The sequence below is a fragment of the Cohnella sp. GCM10020058 genome (assembly GCF_042683485.1).
Taxonomy (GTDB): Bacteria; Bacillota; Bacilli; order Paenibacillales; family Paenibacillaceae; genus Cohnella.
The window spans coordinates 428,886-443,786 of sequence record NZ_JBHUJV010000013.1; the positions used below are offsets into that span (position 1 = coordinate 428,886).

Sequence of the window (14,901 nt, forward strand, 5' to 3'; positions counted from 1 at the left end):
TTGCGGCCGGTCCGCGTAACGTTCAAACGTCATTTTTATCTGATTTTAAGCTTGCTTTAAGCGATTTTTTATGTGAAAAATCGGCCGAACTTTAAATCCGAGGTTCCTCCTCCCGCGTATTCCAGGTGAAAAAACATTATTGCCGGGAGGTCTTGAAAGACATGTTCAAACCAAGAATCGGAAAATGGGTAAGCTTCGCGGCGACTCTGTTGGTAGCGCTCGGCGTATTCGGGCTCTCCGCTCCCGCATCGGCCGCGGGAACCGCCAAGCTTTACACGCCCTATGTCAGCCTGTCCGCCGCGCCGGGAGAATCGGTCACTTACGATGTCGACCTAATCAACGACAGCGATGGCATTCAGACCGCAGCGCTGAGCTACACGGCGCCATCTAAGGATTGGAAGACCAATCTGACCGCGGGCGGTCATCCGATCTCCGAGATTGCGGTCAAGCCGCACGAATCGCAGACGGCTTCGTTAAGTGTGCTCGTACCGTTCGAAGTCGCCAAAGGCAGCTATTCGCTGGAGCTTAACGCGGGCGCTTTCGGCAGTCTGACACTCAAGATCAACGTCGCAGAGCAGGGCACCTACAAGACGGAGCTCAGCGCCGAGCAGCCGAACATGGAAGGCCACAGCGATTCCACGTTCACTTATAATTTGACGCTCGCGAACCGAACCGCCAGCAAACAGCAGTACGCGCTCACCGCCGAGCCGCCGGCCGGCTGGGATGCGCGGTTCAGCTCCGGCGGCAACAATGTGACGGCTGTCGACATCGAGCCGAACGCAACGTCCTCGATTACGCTGACACTCACGCCTTCCTCAAAAGCAGAAGCGCAAACGTATAAAATCCCCGTCCATGCCGCAAACAGCGGGACCTCCGCCGACGTCACGATGGAAGCGGTCATTACGGGCACTTATGGCATCGATTTGTCGACAAGCAACCAGGTGCTTAGCGCCAACGTAACGGCCGGCGGCAAACGGACGCTCGAGCTGTCCGTGACCAATACGGGAACCGCCGAGCTCACGGGCGTCAGCCTCACGAACACTGCACCGACAGATTGGGATGTTACCTTCGAGCCGAAGACGATCCCCTCGATCAAGGCAGGCGAGTCGGTGCCGGTCACGGCCACGATCCACAGCTCGGGTAAGTCGCTGTCCGGCGACTATGTCGTGGGACTGACTGCGCAAGCGGCCGAGAAGTCGGCCGATGCCGCCATCCGCGTTACGGTCAAAACCTCGGTGCTGTGGGGCTGGATCGGCGTGCTGATTATCCTTGCCGTGCTGGCCGGCGTCTACTGGCTGTTCCGCAAGTACGGGAGGCGCTAAAGTCATGGACGAACCGGTAATCGAACTGAGTCGTCTGACCAAACGGTACGGCGAATACACCGCGGTATCCGAACTGGATCTTTCCATCCGTCGCGGCGAGATTTTCGGTCTGCTGGGACCGAACGGCGCGGGAAAAACGACGACCATCCTCATGATGCTCGGGCTCACCGAACCCACGAACGGGCGCGCCACCGTATGCGGCATCGACGCCACGCGGAATCCGATCGAGGTGAAGCGCAGAGTCGGTTATATGCCCGACGACATCGGCTTCTACGAAGATCGGACCGGTCTCGACAACCTGATGTATACGGCGATGCTGAACCGGGTGCCCGAAGCGGAAGCCAGGCGGCGGGCAAACGAGCTGCTGGATAAAGTCGGTCTGGGCGCGGCAGCCGGCAAAAAGACGGGTGCCTATTCGCGGGGCATGCGTCAGCGACTTGGACTTGCCGACGTGCTGATCAAGCGGCCCGAAGTCGTCATTCTCGACGAACCGACGCTCGGGATCGATCCCGAGGGCGTGCGCGAGCTTTTGGCGCTCATACGGGAGCTCAGCCGTGACGAAGGGCTCACCGTGCTGCTGTCTTCGCACCATTTGCATCAGGTGCAGCAGATTTGCGACCGCGTCGGGCTGTTCGTCCGCGGCCGGCTCATCGCGTCCGGTGACCTTGCCGCCCTGTCGCAGCTGCTTGACGGCAGCTCGTCCTACGCCGTCGAACTGGACATCGGCGGCTGGTCCGAAGCTCTCTCATCCGCCCTGCACGGTCTCGCGCAAGTGACCGCCGTCGACTTGCAGGAAGCGGATGCCCTCGCCGCCGCGAACCGGCCGGAGAGCGTCGTCACCGTTCGCGTCACCGGCACGGACGACATCGCCGCCGAGCTGGCGGCGGTTGTCGTCGGGAGCGGAGCCTCGCTCATCGGCCTTCGCCCGCTGCGCTACGGACTCGACGAGATTTATCACCGCTACTTCGAAGGAGGGAATTCCGTTGGCCAACTTCATTAGCAAATGGAAGCCCGCACTCGCAGGGACAGGGGAAGGACGGCATGCCGCCGCGGCGAACCGAGGTCCTTCCCCCTTCTGGGTCATGGTCCGCAAGGAATTCGGCGATCATATCCGCAGTTGGCGGTTCGTCATCCTGCTCGCCATCGTGGCGCTTGCCTGCGCGGGTTCGCTGTATGCATCCGTCTCTGCCTTAAAAACCGGACAATCGGCCAGCGCAGCGACAGGCGAAGGCAGCTCCAGCTTTCTGTTCCTGAAAATGTTCACCGAAACGGACGGCTCGCTGCCGGGCTTCCTGACATTCCTGTCCTTTCTGGCACCTCTAATCGGCATCGCGCTTGGCTTCGACTCTGTCAATACGGAGCGCAACAAAGGAACGCTTAGCCGCCTGCTGTCCCAGCCCTTATACCGGGACGACTTCCTGAACGCCAAGTTCGTCGCGGGCCTGCTCCTTATCGCGGTCGTCATTTTCTCCCTCGGCTTCCTCGTCATGGGCATGGGCTTGTTCACAATCGGCTATCCGCCGACGCCCGAGGAGTTTTGGCGTGTCGTCGTTATGCTGCTGATCACGGTCGTTTACGTCGGCCTCTGGCTCAATCTGTCGCTGCTGTTTTCCGTCCGCTTCCGCCAGGCCGCGACCTCGGCGCTATGCGGTATCGCGCTCTGGATTTTTTTCCTTGTCTTTTACGGCATGATCGTAAGCCTGGTGGGCAATGCGACATCGCCTGCCGATACGGCCGCCGCGAGCGTCGTCATCCGACATCAAGATTGGATGATGCTGCTCTCGCGGCTGTCTCCGGCCTATTTGTTCCAGGAAGCCGCTTCGACGCTGATGCTGCCGGATACGCGGACGCTAAACCCGTTTATCACCCAGGATCAAGCTTATCTGGCCATCAGTGCGCCGCTCTCGTTCGGGCAGAGTCTTCTGCTCGTATGGCCGCAGGTCGTGGCGATCGTCGCGGAGACGACCGTGTCCTTCGCGGCCGCCTACGTTGCGTTCATGCGTCAGGAGATCCGTTCGCGATCCTGACCGGCGCCGAGCGGGGTATAGGGATGACTCACAGCAGCCGGATGGGGCTTATCCCCTTCGCTCATCATTCGAGCGGAAGTGAGCGAGCGGGATAAGCCCCTACCGGCGCAAAAAAAGGGACGATGCGCCATACCGGCCGCATCGTCCCTTCTATTATATTAGGCTAGCGCGTAGATGCGCGCTTCGTGCGGGCGCAGCACGGTGACCTCCGCCCCGTCTTCCGCTGCCTGCTCCGGGTAACTGCCGAGCAACAAGCGCAGCTTCCTGCCCCTTGTCCGCTCCGGCCACCGCATCTCTGCCGCTTTGTCCCCATGGTTGAGCAGGATCAGCCAGCTCACGTCGTTCAGCGTGCGCGTATAGATGTACAGATGCTCATCCTCCGCCCACTCCGGACATTCCTCGAACTCACCGTATGTCATGACCTCGTTTTCCTTGCGAAGCGCGATCAACCGACGGTAATACGCATATATCGAATCGGGATCCGCCAGATCCCGCGCGACGTTCAGATCCCGATAGTTCGGGTTGATCTTGATCCACGGGTCGCCTGCCGTGAAGCCGGCGTTCGGCGAATCGTCCCACTGCATCGGCGTGCGCGAATTGTCCCGGCTTAAGGGCTGCAAGCTCGCGAGCGTTGTGCCGGGATCGCGTCCCATGCCCGTCTCCTCCGCATATCGGTTTTTCATCGCGATATCGTTGTAATCCTCGATGGACGGAAAGCGCACGCCCGTCATCCCGATCTCTTCGCCCTGATAAATATAGGGAATGCCAGGCAGCGTATGGAGCATCGTCGCGAGCAGCTTGGCCGACTGCACGCGATACGCGCCGTCGTTGCCGTACCGCGTCACCTGGCGCGTATGGTCGTGGTTGTTCAAAAATTGAGAGTTCGAGCCCTTGCCCCATAAGCCTTCGTGCCAGCGCCGCTGAATGCGCTTGTAACGAAGCATGTCCCATGCGGGCATCTCGTCGCAAACTTCGAAGTGGAACAGCATGTCGAGCTCTCCGCGGTCCTCGCCTACGAACTTGAGCCCTTCCTCCGGCGTCACGTATGCGGCTTCGCCGACGGTCACGATATCGTAGCCCGCAAAGGCGCGGGCATTCATCTCGCGCAGGTAATCGTGCAATCCGGGATTGTTGGTCAGATACCGGATTTCTTCGGGTTTCTCGGCGTCCGGATAGCCGTCAGGCTTGGCCAGCAGCGCGATCGCGTCCAGACGGAAGCCGTCGATGCCACGGTCCAGCCATCGCTTCATCATCCCGTAGATCGCCTCGCGCACCTCGGGATTACACCAGTTCAGGTCGGGCTGCTCCACGGCAAACGAGTGAAAGTAATATTGTTCCGTCGCAGTGTCCAGCTCCCAAGCCGACGGCGCAAAGTACGAGCGCCAGTTGTTCGGCGGACCGCCATCCTTGGCGTCAAGCCATATATACCAGTCCCGTTTCGGATTGTCCCGCGAGGACCGGGACTCGACGAACCACGGGTGCCGATCCGAGGTGTGGTTTACGACGAGATCCATGATGAGCTTCATGCCACGGAGGTGCACTTCGTCGAGCAGCCGGTCCCACGTTTCCATCGTGCCCGCCTTAGGCATGATCGCCTCGTAGTCCGATATATCGTAACCGTTGTCAAGGTCCGGCGATTCGTAAACGGGATTCAGCCAGATGACATCGACGCCGAGCCCCTGGATATGATCGAGCTTTTGAATGAGACCTTCGAGATCGCCGAAGCCGTCGCCGTCCGAATCGTAGAAGCTTCTCCAGTACACCTGATAAACGACGGCCTCTTTCCACCATACTTTTTTTATCGCAGTCATAGCGCTACCCCCAAGCATCCGTCTTGTCCTGTTGTCATTGCGGCATTGCGGTGCTTACTTGACCGCGCCGGCTGCGATGCCTTTGATGATGTACTTCTGCGCGAACATATAGAAGATAACGACGGGTATGATCGTGAGCGTGAGACCGGCCATCGCCAGGTTCCACTGAATCGTGAATTCGCCGAAAAAGTAGAACGTCGATAGCGGAATCGTACGCAGCCCTTTGTCGGACAGCGTGAGCGATGGCAGCAGATAGTCGTTCCACATCGCGATAACGTCCAGAATGGCGACCGTGATCGTGATTGTCTTCAACATCGGAAAGACGATGCGCCAAAACACGCCGAACTTGGTACAACCGTCGAGCGTGGCGGCTTCCTCGAGCGCGATCGGCACCGACTTGATGAAGCCGTGGAATAAAAACACGGCCATGCTCGCGTGAAAGCCTATATTCATGTAGATAAGGCCGCCGCGCGTGTTCAGCATCGGGATATGGAGATTGCCGCGAATCCAATCCATGACTTGCATGAGCGGCATCATCAACGTCTGGAACGGAATGAGCATCGTCGAGACGAACACCAAAAAGATAATCCGACTAAGGCGATTGTCCGTCCGCACGAGCATCCAGGCCGTCATGGAGGCGAGTACGACGACAAAGACGACGGATACGATCGTGATGAAGAGCGAATTGCCGAAGGCGGTCATGAAGTTCATCTTGTCCATGGCCTTCGCGTAATATTGGAAGCTAAAGGACGAGGGCAGCGCCAGGGCGTTCTTGTACAGCTCTGCGCGATCCTTTAAGGAGTTGACCAGCATCAGATAGATCGGCGACAGGAAGGCCAGCGACAGAAGCAGGAGCAGCGTACTGACGGACGTTCGGCTCGTTCTGTTCATCAGTACTGGACCTCCCTTTTCTTCGTGATAATGACCTGCGTCAGGGTGACGGCGGCCACGAGCACGAAAAAGATAATCGCCTTGGCTTGCCCCAGACCGTAGTGGCCGTAACCGAATATTTCATTAAAAATATTCATGGCGAACAGCTCGGTCGCATTGTTCGGCCCGCCTTTGGTAAGCGACAGGTTGACGTCGAAAATTTTGAACGCGCCCGAGAGCGTGAGGAAGAGACAGATCGTGAACGAAGGCATTAGAAGCGGGAACACGATCCGCGTCAGACGCTGCCACAGATTCGCCCCATCCACTCTTGCCGCCTCGCCGAGCTCGTCGGGAATGCCCTGGATGCCGGCAATGTAGATGATCATCGTGTAGCCCGCCATCTGCCACGTGAAGACGATGACCATCGCGTACAAAGCGAATTGCGGGTGAATAAGCCAGTTGAAAAATACCGAGTCGAAGCCCGTCTTGTCTCCCAAATATTTGAACACGTCGGTGAAAACGAACTGCCAAATGTAGCCAAGGATCAGGCCGCCGATCAGGTTCGGCATGAAAAACATCGTGCGCGCCGCGTTGCTGACGCGCAGCTTCATCGTCACGAGCAGCGAAAAAGCGAGTCCGAGCACGTTGACGAGAATTAACGCGAGCACGGTAAACTCGATCGTATGCCAGGCCGAGGTCAAAAAGCGGTCGTCCCGAAACAGCGTCGCGTAATTGTCAAAACCGACGAACACCTTGGGATTGGCGGGAATGCCGTCCCACGAGACGAAGGAATAACCGATCCCGATAATAAAAGGGATGATGACCACCGTCGTGAAGACGAGCAGCAGCGGTACGGTAAATAGGGCAAACCAGCCTTTGTTGCTCTTGGACAAGGGAAATCACCTCGATTCGATTGATGAGCGGAGCGATCCCCGCCAGTAAAGCGAAAGCCTAACGCCATATTCGGGTTAGGCTTTCGCTTGCCTTCCGCGCGGGGCGTCTTACTTGGCGCCCTTCGCCCATGCGGCATCCAGATTTTTCAGGAACTGTTCGCCCGTCATGTCCTTGGAGAGGAAGAACTCTTGTGTCGCCGGGGCGAGGTCGTTGACGATAACGCCCTGCGGGAAGTAGTTGTTCGCCCACGGGATCGTACGGCCCGCCTTTGTCGCTTCGAAAACGGTTTGAGACAGCGGATCCAGGTTGGCGGCGTCGATATTGGTCATCGCCGGGATGAATTTGAACTCGTCCACGATCGCTTTTTTGCCGGCTTCGCTCGTAAACATCCAGTTGAGAAACGCCGAGGCGGCCTTGAGCTGATCGGCGTCCGCCTTATTGTTGACGACCCAGTTGCTGGCCACGCCAACCGCGATCTTATCGTTGCCGGCGAGCGGGAGCGGCATCATGCCGACTTCGAAGCCCAGGTCGCCATAGTCGCTCAGCATCCCGTAGCTCCAGTTGCCCTGGTGAACCATCGCCGTCTTGCCCGTTGCGAAGTCGCCCATCTGCGTATCGTATTTCACTTCCATCGGATTTACCGTATTGGTCTTGATCGCTTCCATGAACTTGGCGAACTCCTGGAACTCCTTGGTATCGGCCATCTTGACCTCGCCCTTGTTCAGCTTTTCAATGTAGCCCTGGGGGTCGGACTGCAGGGCGAACGGCGTATTAATGATATGTCCGATCAGGAAGTACGCTTCCTGGGAAAGGCTCAGCCCGTTTTTGCCTTCGGCCTTGAATTTCTCGAGCGTCTTCGTGAACGAAGCGAGATCCTTGACGTCCTTCGGATCGACCAGGCTCTTGTTGTATACGAGTCCGAAGCCCTCTACGCCGTAAGGCACGCCGACGATCTTGTCTCCGTCCTTCAGGGCCATGTCAGGCGCGATATTTCCGGCAAAAGCTTCTTTCGAGAGATCCGCGTAATACGACTTGAATTTATTCGCCTCCGCGCCGGTACCCACGCTGAAAATCGTCGGTCCTTCGCCGGCCGCGAGCTTGGCTTGCAGCTGCGTCATATAGGCGTCCCCGGCGGAGCCCCATACTTCCACTTCATTGCCTGTTTCTTTTTTATACGTCTCGGCCAGCGCCTCGAGCGGTTCGGCGATCTCGACCTTGGATTGGAAAAGGGAAATCTTTTTCAACTTCTCGGCGCCAGCTTGTTGATTATCGTTCGAATTGCCGCCGCAAGCGGCCAGCAGACCGACAAGCGCCGTTGTCGTAAGTAAAACTGAAGTTCTTTTTACTAATTTCACTTAAAACTCCCCCTTCTCGTTTGAAAACAAGTAAAAATTAATAAACTCACGTTCTATATACCCACTATAAAAGCTTTTGAAATCGCTGTCAACGTGATTTTAACTGTTTTATTTGCTTTTATTAGTAAATCATTAAGTAAAATCAAGTAAAAATCATCTGGAATAAGTAAAGCTCTACTTTACCGTCTTCCGCCAGCGAATCGATGCGCTAAGCTTAAAAGGCACGGCGGACGCTTCCTCTCCGCCCATCAGCTCCAGCAATTTTTTGGCTGCCAGATAACCGCTCTCGTACCTCGGGATCGCGACCGTGGTCAGCCCCGCCATCGCCGCCATCGCAGAATCGTCGAACCCGGTGACGGACACATCGTCGGGCACCTTGACGCCGTGCTCTTCGAACGCCTTGACTGCGCCAAGCGCCATGTTGTCGTTCGCGCAGACGACGACCTCAGGCAGATCATTGCTCAGCAGCATCAGCTTGGCCGCTTGATAGCCGCTGTCCTCGCGATAGTTGCCGTGGTAGTAATACCGCTGGTCGAAGACGATGCCGTTGCGCGCAAGCGTGTCTGAAAAGCCGGCGAACCGCTCCTGGTTGTCGAGCGTGAAGCCAAGCCCCCCTACGTAGCCGAAGCGCTTTATCCCGCGTTCCGCCAGCGACTGGACCAATTGGCACATAACCGGATAATTGTCAACGACGACGCTCTTGGCGTTCGCTTGCCCGCTCTCCATGATCCGGTCCATCAGGACGACGGGCATTTCCCTGGCCGCGACGCCGGCCAGGAATTCGTCGGACATGCTGGCGTCAAGGCAGATGGCGCCGCCTGCGAAGCTGCCCCGCATGAATTCTCCGCTCGACTTATTCGTGCATATGACGAGATTAAACCCGTTTTCCGTCAGGCAATCGCTGATTCCCTGGATGATCTTCAAGTAAAAGTCGCGATCGAAATCGCTGAAGATGAACAGCACCGTGCGATTTTTTTCGGTTCGCGCCTTCTTCCCGCCGCCGACCGCGTAGCCGTGCTCCTCGCAGATTCGCAGCACGCGCTCTCTGGTCTCCTCGCCGACATTCTTGCGGCCGTTCAGCACGTTCGACACGGTGGATATCGATACGTTCGCGATCTCGGCGATCTCCTTTAAGCCGATCATTGTTGTTCTTCCCTTCCGGACGATTTTAATTCCTATCATAAATCAAACGTTTTTTTTTGTAAAATTTACTTTCAGTATTTTACTTCGATTTTCCGGGCGGATTTTTACCCATTTATATATTGACCCGATATATATCGTATCGATATAATAAAGTCGAACCGACAAACGAACATACACATGCCATTGAGGGGGATCAATTCTTGAACAGCCAGGATGTCATTCTAGGTTTGCTGCACCGTGCGCCACTGTCCGGCTATGAGATCAAGCAAAAGCTGGAGATGCCGCTATCGTTTTTTTTCGATGCCAGCTTCGGAACGATCTATCCGACGCTAGCGAAGATGGAGGCGCTCGGTTATATCGTCAAGGAAAGCGTCGTGCAAGAGGGACGTCCGAATAAAAACGTATACTCGCTCACCTCGGAAGGCAGGGCGCAGTTCGAGCATTACTTGCATTCCCCCGTCGAGAATGACAGCTACCGATCCGACTTTCTTGTGCGGATGTTTTTCGGCGAGTATTCGGACGACGAGACGCTGGCCGACTGGATTCGCGACGAGATCCGCAAAGCGGAAACGGCCGCCCAGCAGCTGGATCGGATGAAGGCGGATTGGGCGCAAGGCATGCCTGCGTCGAAAACGCTGTGCCTCGATATCGGCATCGATCTGAATGCCTCCAAAGCCCAAACGCTGCGCGAGGCGTTCAAGCGGCTCACAGGCTCGGACGCCTAAGCTTGCCCCACGCTGCGTGCGCGCACGCTCTCGCCACATTTAACGGGAGGGATTTTAATCATGTCTACGGTTTCCAAAAAAACGGGACTCATCGTATTGTCCATGGCGCTCGGCCTGCTGATGGCTTCGCTGGACAATACGATCGTGTCCGCCAGCATGAACAAAGTGATCGAAAACATTGGAGGCTTCGAGAAAGTATCCTGGGTTTTCACCGCCTACATGCTCGCATCGACCAGCACGATGCTTATATTCGGCAAGCTGTCCGACATGTTCGGACGCAAGCGATTTTATTTGATCGGCATCGGACTGTTCCTCCTCGGCTCCGCCTTATGCGGGATGGCGCAATCTATCGATCAATTGATCTGGTTTCGTGTCATCCAAGGCGTCGGTTCCGGTTCGGTATTCCCGATCTCCTTCTCGATCATCTTCACGCTGTTCGCAGATCCGAAGCAGGCGGCGAAGCTATCCGGCGTGATGGGCGCCGTCTTCGGCCTGTCGTCCGTGGCAGGTCCGCAGCTCGGCACTTTAATATCCGAGCAGATGAGCTGGCGCTGGTGCTTCTACGTAAATGTACCGATTGGGATCGCTTCGATGCTCGTGCTCATTTTTTCGCTTCGCGAATCGAAAGCGGAGAAAAAGCCGCGCATCGACTACTGGGGCGCCGTTCTGCTCGTCGCCGCCACCGTCTCGGCGCTTTTGGCGCTTGAGCTCGGCGGCAAAAGTTATGCTTGGGGCTCCTGGCAGATTATCGGTTTGTTCGCTTTGGGCGCAATCGCCGGAGCGTCGTTCGTAGCCGTGGAGCTGAAAGCTGAAGAGCCGATGCTGCCGCTGACCATTTTCAAAAACAGGCTCGTGCTCGGCATCAGCCTGCTCTGCTTCTGTCAGGGCGTCATCATGTTTTCCGCTATCGCCTATCTCCCGTTGTACGCGACCGCCGTCCTAGGAAAAGCCAATTCCAACGGCATTCTGACGCCGATGATGGCTTCGTTGATCGCAGGCGCGATCGTCTCCGGATTTTTCGTCGCACGACTTCGCTTCCGCACGGTTTTATTCGTTAATATGGCGCTCGGTGTCGTCGCCGCTATCCTTCTCATGAATCTGTCCGCCGATATGGCCTATTGGCAGGTGATCGCCATCATGATCCTGCTCGGTCTTGGCGTCATCGGTCCGCTGATGAGCCTCGGGCAAACGGCGGTCGCGATGTCCGTGCATCCGAAATATATCGGCATCTCCTCCTCGGTCGTCGGCTTCTGGCGCAATATCGGCGGCGTCATCGGAGCCTCCGTGATGGCCGTGCTCGTCAATGCCAGCCTGAAGGACAGCTCGCGGGAGGCGATCGCCAAATTCAGCATCCCAACGGACCAAGCCGGCACGCTGGCGAATCCGGAGACGGTCATTAAAGGTGCCGCGCAGCTGCCTGCGGATTTGCTCGCTTTTATGCGCGGCGAAATTGGAGGCGCCATTTCTCACGGGTTTATCCTGTCGCTGTTCGTCATGATCGCCGGTGCCCTTGTCGCGCTGTCGGTAGGCAACGCGCGGTACGAGAAAAAAACCGAATTGAACCAAACGTCTGATCCGGGAGCTTCCCCGCGCGCTTCGATCGACCATATCGGGTAAAATAAGGTTAACGACGAACGCCGAGGTGAACGCTTCTTGCACACAATGACGAACCATCTGCCTGCGGCGATCGCGTCGCTGAATCCCCGAAGCTTTTCGGTCAAGCGCCAGGGCCGCCTGCTGTTCGAGCATTACCGGGAGCCACGCAACGTGACGGAGCCCGCCATTATCAACTCCTGTACGAAAAGCGTTTTGTCCGCTTTGCTCTGCATCGCGATCGGTCGAGGTTTGCTCCCTGATCCGGCGGCGACCCCCGCAGCCGATTTTTTCCCGCAATTGAAGACGGATGCCGATGTTCGCAAGCGGGACATGACGCTGCTCCATCTGCTGACAATGACGGCGGGTTTTAGGTGGGACGAATTCGGCGGACTCAATTCCTTCCCCCGCATGACACGCGAGGCGAATTGGGTCGCGCATGTGCTGAACCAGCCCCTGTCCGATTCTCCGGGGACGCGGATGACTTATAATTCCGGCGTCTCTCAAATGCTGTCGGCGATTCTGTCAGAGGCCGTGGGCATGAGCGTCGCGCGATTTGCCGAGGAGACGCTGTTCGATTCTATCGGCATTGATGCCTACGCGTGGGAGACCGATCCACAGGGCATTCATACCGGCGGCTTCGGATTGCGGTTGCGCCCCGCCGACCTGCTCAAGCTCGGTGAGCTCATGCTGCAAAGGGGAATGTGGGATCATACGCGGCTGTTTCCCGCCGAATTGGCCGATATCGCCGTAAGCCCATTCGCCCCGGCAAGTCCGCCGTACGAAGGCGAGTACGGCTGGCATTGGTGGTGCCGCGCCTTTAAGCCCACACGCGGCGTTCCGAGCGGCCAGGCGGATGACGGTTTAATGAAGCCGGTCAACTATTTTTACGCGCAGGGCTTCGGCGGCCAGTTCGTTTACGTCGTTCCGGAGGCCGAGCTCGTCGCCGTCGTGACCCAGGACAGCCGCAAGCGCAAGCAGCCAGGTCTTTTCGCAGAACTGATCGGTCCGATTATCGCCGGCGGCTAAGCGTATTGCTTTATCAGGAGCGTCAATTGACAAAAAGCAAATAAAAGCCCTTTCGCCTCTGTATCGAGGCCGAAAGGGCTTTTCGCAGTCCGAGAATGCGGACCAATCAGTGGTTTTTGGCTTCTTCGACGATCGCCAGGACGAGCTCCGTCACCTTTACGATGTCGTCGGCTTTAATCCGTTCCTTCGTCGTATGAATATCTTCATAGCCGACGGCCAAGTTGACGGTCGGTATGCCGTTGCCGTTAAACATGTTGGCGTCGCTGCCGCCGCCGGACGAGAACAGGCTTGGGCTCAGACCGACGCTGCGGATCGCCGCGCTCGCGATCTGAATGACTTCGTCCGCTTCGGTGTAGCTGTAAGCGGGATAGATCACTTCGCTCACGAACTCGAACGTCGCTCCGTTCTCCTCGCAGGCGCTGGCGACCGCCTGGCGCATGAGCTCCGCCTGCGCGTCGAGCTTGGCATTCGAGCGGCTGCGCACCTCTGCGTAAATCTTGATCTTGTCGACGACGACATTCACTTCGCCGCCGCCTTCGAAACGGCCGATGTTGGCGCTCGTCTCTGCGTCGATCCGTCCGAGCTTCATCTTGGAGACGGCCTTGGATGCCACCTGGATGGCGCTGATGCCGTCCTCCGGATTAACGCCCGCATGCGCCGCTTTGCCTTGAATCGTAATGTACTGGCGGGAATTCGTGATTGCGGCGGCCGCGATCTCTCCGATCTTGCCGTTGGAGTCGAGCGCATAGCCGAACTTCGCCTTGAGGCGCGAGCCGTCCATCGCGCGGGAGCCGAGCAGGCCGGACTCTTCGCCGACCGTGATGACGAACTGGATGGCGCCGTGCGATGCGCCGGACGCCTTCAGCACGCGCAGCGCTTCGAACATCGCGGCCAGACCCGCCTTGTCGTCGGCGCCGAGAATCGTGGTGCCGTCGCTGCGAATATAGCCGTCTTCGTCAAGCCTCGGTTTGACGCCGATTCCCGGCGCGACCGTGTCCATATGCGAGGTGAACAGCAGCACGGGCACCGACTCGGAGCCCGGCGTCGCTGGCAGCCAAGCGAACAGGTTGCCCGAGCCGTGGCCGATTTTGTCAGCGACGTCGTCCTCCTCCACCTCGAGGCCGAATGCTTCGAACTTCGCGATGAGCGCCTTGCGGATGGCTTGCTCGTGCTTTGTCTCGCTGTCGATCTGAACCAATTCCATAAATTCCTCGATTAGCCGTTCTTTTTGAACCATAGGGATCCTCCTCGTAAGCGTGCGTCAAATCGGTTAAAATAAGAATGATGCTCATACCATTACATTGCCGCAAAGGATGGTTCCGATGAACACACGTTGGTTTAAAATCGTCGTCTACGTCATGCTGATCGCCATGCTGGCCTCTACCGTGCTGCTGTCGATCGGATCGCTGCTTCAGTGACGGTCCGCAAGCTCCCGTAACCGAATACATCCCGGAAGTGCGGGAGCACCCGCTCCGCGATCTCCTCGACCTCGAGCGTCAGGCCCGTCTCGGCTTCGAGCGAGGTGACCCCGTATTCCTGGATGCCGCACGGCACAATGCCGCCGAACCCCTCTTGCTCGACGCCCCGCTTCACGTTAAAGGCAAAGCCGTGACTCGTCACGAAGCCGCGTCTTGCGCGCGCGCGGTTGAACTTGACACCGATCGCCGCCACCTTGCGGTCGCCGATCCAGACGCCGGTATACTCGGGCTTCCTGCCCCCGACAAGTCCGAACTCCGCAAGCAGGCGAATCAGCGTCTCCTCGAGATCTCTCAGATACTTATGCAAATCAAGGCCATCCGCATCCAAGTAGAGCAGCGGATAGCCGACGAGCTGCCCCGGTCCGTGATAGGTAATATCGCCGCCGCGGTCGATCTCGAATACCGATATGCCGCGCGAAGCGAGCTCGTCCGGCGACATCAGCAAATGCTCGGGATGACGATCCGTGCCGATCGTATAGGTCGGCGGATGCTCAAGCAGCAGCAGCGTATCCTCGCGCTGCCCTGCGCCGATGTCCCGAATCAGCGTCTTTTGAAGATCCCACGCTTCTCCGTACTCGATACGGCTCAGCTTGGCCGTGTCCAGCATGCTCATGAAAGTCTCGCCTCCCGTTTAACCTCCCTATTGTAGCGCAA

At 57.6% G+C, this 14,901-nt stretch carries 14 protein-coding genes; 7 read left to right on the forward strand and 7 right to left on the reverse strand.

All coding sequences use genetic code 11. The features are described 5' to 3' along the window. The first annotated feature begins 161 nt into the window (after positions 1-161). The 3 genes from ACFSR7_RS23460 to ACFSR7_RS23470 are packed head-to-tail and all read left to right on the forward strand — an operon-like array spanning position 162 to position 3,349. Positions 162-1,322 (forward strand): COG1470 family protein, encoded by a 1,161-nt coding sequence (locus ACFSR7_RS23460; RefSeq protein ID WP_378165758.1) that lies wholly within the window; start codon positions 162-164, stop codon positions 1,320-1,322. A 4-nt stretch (positions 1,323-1,326) separates the two neighbouring features. Next, complete coding sequence (locus ACFSR7_RS23465; RefSeq protein ID WP_378165760.1) at positions 1,327-2,322, forward strand: ABC transporter ATP-binding protein; 996 nt, start codon at positions 1,327-1,329, stop codon at positions 2,320-2,322. Continuing rightward, positions 2,306-3,349, forward strand: coding sequence for an ABC transporter permease (locus ACFSR7_RS23470; protein ID WP_378165762.1), 1,044 nt, complete (start codon positions 2,306-2,308; stop codon positions 3,347-3,349). Before ACFSR7_RS23465 ends, ACFSR7_RS23470 begins: the two co-directional genes overlap by 17 nt. Positions 3,350-3,507: 158 nt before the next feature. Here ACFSR7_RS23470 and ACFSR7_RS23475 read toward each other — a convergent pair whose 3' ends face one another. The 5 genes from ACFSR7_RS23475 to ACFSR7_RS23495 form a co-directional block, all read right to left on the reverse strand. After that, entirely contained in the window at positions 3,508-5,151 is a 1,644-nt protein-coding gene (locus tag ACFSR7_RS23475) for an alpha-glucosidase (protein WP_378166098.1), read from the reverse strand. A gap of 63 nt (positions 5,152-5,214) precedes the next feature. Further along, entirely contained in the window at positions 5,215-6,051 is an 837-nt protein-coding gene (locus tag ACFSR7_RS23480) for a carbohydrate ABC transporter permease (protein WP_378165764.1), read from the reverse strand. Continuing rightward, positions 6,051-6,923, reverse strand: a complete 873-nt coding sequence (locus tag ACFSR7_RS23485; protein WP_378165766.1) for a carbohydrate ABC transporter permease — start codon at positions 6,921-6,923, stop codon at positions 6,051-6,053. Before ACFSR7_RS23485 ends, ACFSR7_RS23480 begins: the two co-directional genes overlap by 1 nt. 108 nt (positions 6,924-7,031) lie before the next feature. After that, positions 7,032-8,279 (reverse strand): sugar ABC transporter substrate-binding protein, encoded by a 1,248-nt coding sequence (locus ACFSR7_RS23490; protein ID WP_378165768.1) that lies wholly within the window; start codon positions 8,277-8,279, stop codon positions 7,032-7,034. Between the two features lie 174 nt (positions 8,280-8,453). After that, positions 8,454-9,422 carry a LacI family DNA-binding transcriptional regulator gene (locus tag ACFSR7_RS23495; RefSeq protein ID WP_378165770.1) on the reverse strand — a complete coding sequence of 323 codons (969 nt, stop codon included), beginning with the start codon at positions 9,420-9,422 and terminating at the stop codon, positions 8,454-8,456. Positions 9,423-9,622: 200 nt separating this feature from the next. Between ACFSR7_RS23495 and ACFSR7_RS23500 the strand changes: the two genes are divergently transcribed. Genes ACFSR7_RS23500 through ACFSR7_RS23510 form a run of 3 tightly spaced genes read left to right on the forward strand, consistent with a single transcriptional unit; the run spans position 9,623 to position 12,769 of the window. After that, positions 9,623-10,147, forward strand: a complete 525-nt coding sequence (locus tag ACFSR7_RS23500; protein ID WP_378165772.1) for a helix-turn-helix transcriptional regulator — start codon at positions 9,623-9,625, stop codon at positions 10,145-10,147. A 60-nt stretch (positions 10,148-10,207) separates the two neighbouring features. Next, positions 10,208-11,764: a DHA2 family efflux MFS transporter permease subunit gene (locus ACFSR7_RS23505; protein ID WP_378165774.1), complete on the forward strand. Its 1,557-nt coding sequence runs from the start codon at positions 10,208-10,210 to the stop codon at positions 11,762-11,764. Between the two features lie 45 nt (positions 11,765-11,809). Next, complete coding sequence (locus ACFSR7_RS23510; RefSeq protein ID WP_378166100.1) at positions 11,810-12,769, forward strand: serine hydrolase domain-containing protein; 960 nt, start codon at positions 11,810-11,812, stop codon at positions 12,767-12,769. Positions 12,770-12,875: 106 nt separating this feature from the next. Here ACFSR7_RS23510 and ACFSR7_RS23515 read toward each other — a convergent pair whose 3' ends face one another. Then, a complete protein-coding gene (locus ACFSR7_RS23515; RefSeq protein ID WP_378165775.1) occupies positions 12,876-14,006 on the reverse strand; it encodes a M20/M25/M40 family metallo-hydrolase in 1,131 nt (376 codons plus the stop codon). Positions 14,007-14,091: 85 nt separating this feature from the next. On the opposite strand from ACFSR7_RS23515, the gene prli42 reads away from it, so the two are divergent. Beyond that, positions 14,092-14,187, forward strand: a complete 96-nt coding sequence (prli42, locus tag ACFSR7_RS23520) for a stressosome-associated protein Prli42 (protein WP_378165777.1) — start codon at positions 14,092-14,094, stop codon at positions 14,185-14,187. Here the strand turns inward: prli42 and lipB are convergent. Then, the gene (gene lipB, locus ACFSR7_RS23525; protein WP_378165778.1) at positions 14,150-14,860 is read right to left on the reverse strand and encodes a lipoyl(octanoyl) transferase LipB; all 711 of its coding nucleotides are present in this window, start codon (positions 14,858-14,860) and stop codon (positions 14,150-14,152) included. The genes prli42 and lipB overlap by 38 nt on opposite strands. Positions 14,861-14,901: the final 41 nt, after the last annotated feature.

Excerpts from the sequence above, each read along its gene's own strand:
- ACFSR7_RS23465 (WP_378165760.1), top strand. The coding sequence starts at position 1,327 with ATGGACGAACCGGTAATCGAACTGAGTCGTCTGACCAAACGGTACGGC.
- ACFSR7_RS23495 (WP_378165770.1), bottom strand. The coding sequence starts at position 9,422 with ATGATCGGCTTAAAGGAGATCGCCGAGATCGCGAACGTATCGATATCC.
- prli42 (WP_378165777.1), top strand. The coding sequence starts at position 14,092 with ATGAACACACGTTGGTTTAAAATCGTCGTCTACGTCATGCTGATCGCC.
- ACFSR7_RS23510 (WP_378166100.1), top strand. The coding sequence starts at position 11,810 with ATGACGAACCATCTGCCTGCGGCGATCGCGTCGCTGAATCCCCGAAGC.
- ACFSR7_RS23460 (WP_378165758.1), top strand. The coding sequence starts at position 162 with ATGTTCAAACCAAGAATCGGAAAATGGGTAAGCTTCGCGGCGACTCTG.
- ACFSR7_RS23515 (WP_378165775.1), bottom strand. The coding sequence starts at position 14,006 with ATGGTTCAAAAAGAACGGCTAATCGAGGAATTTATGGAATTGGTTCAG.
- lipB (WP_378165778.1), bottom strand. The coding sequence starts at position 14,860 with ATGAGCATGCTGGACACGGCCAAGCTGAGCCGTATCGAGTACGGAGAA.
- ACFSR7_RS23505 (WP_378165774.1), top strand. The coding sequence starts at position 10,208 with ATGTCTACGGTTTCCAAAAAAACGGGACTCATCGTATTGTCCATGGCG.
- ACFSR7_RS23480 (WP_378165764.1), bottom strand. The coding sequence starts at position 6,051 with ATGAACAGAACGAGCCGAACGTCCGTCAGTACGCTGCTCCTGCTTCTG.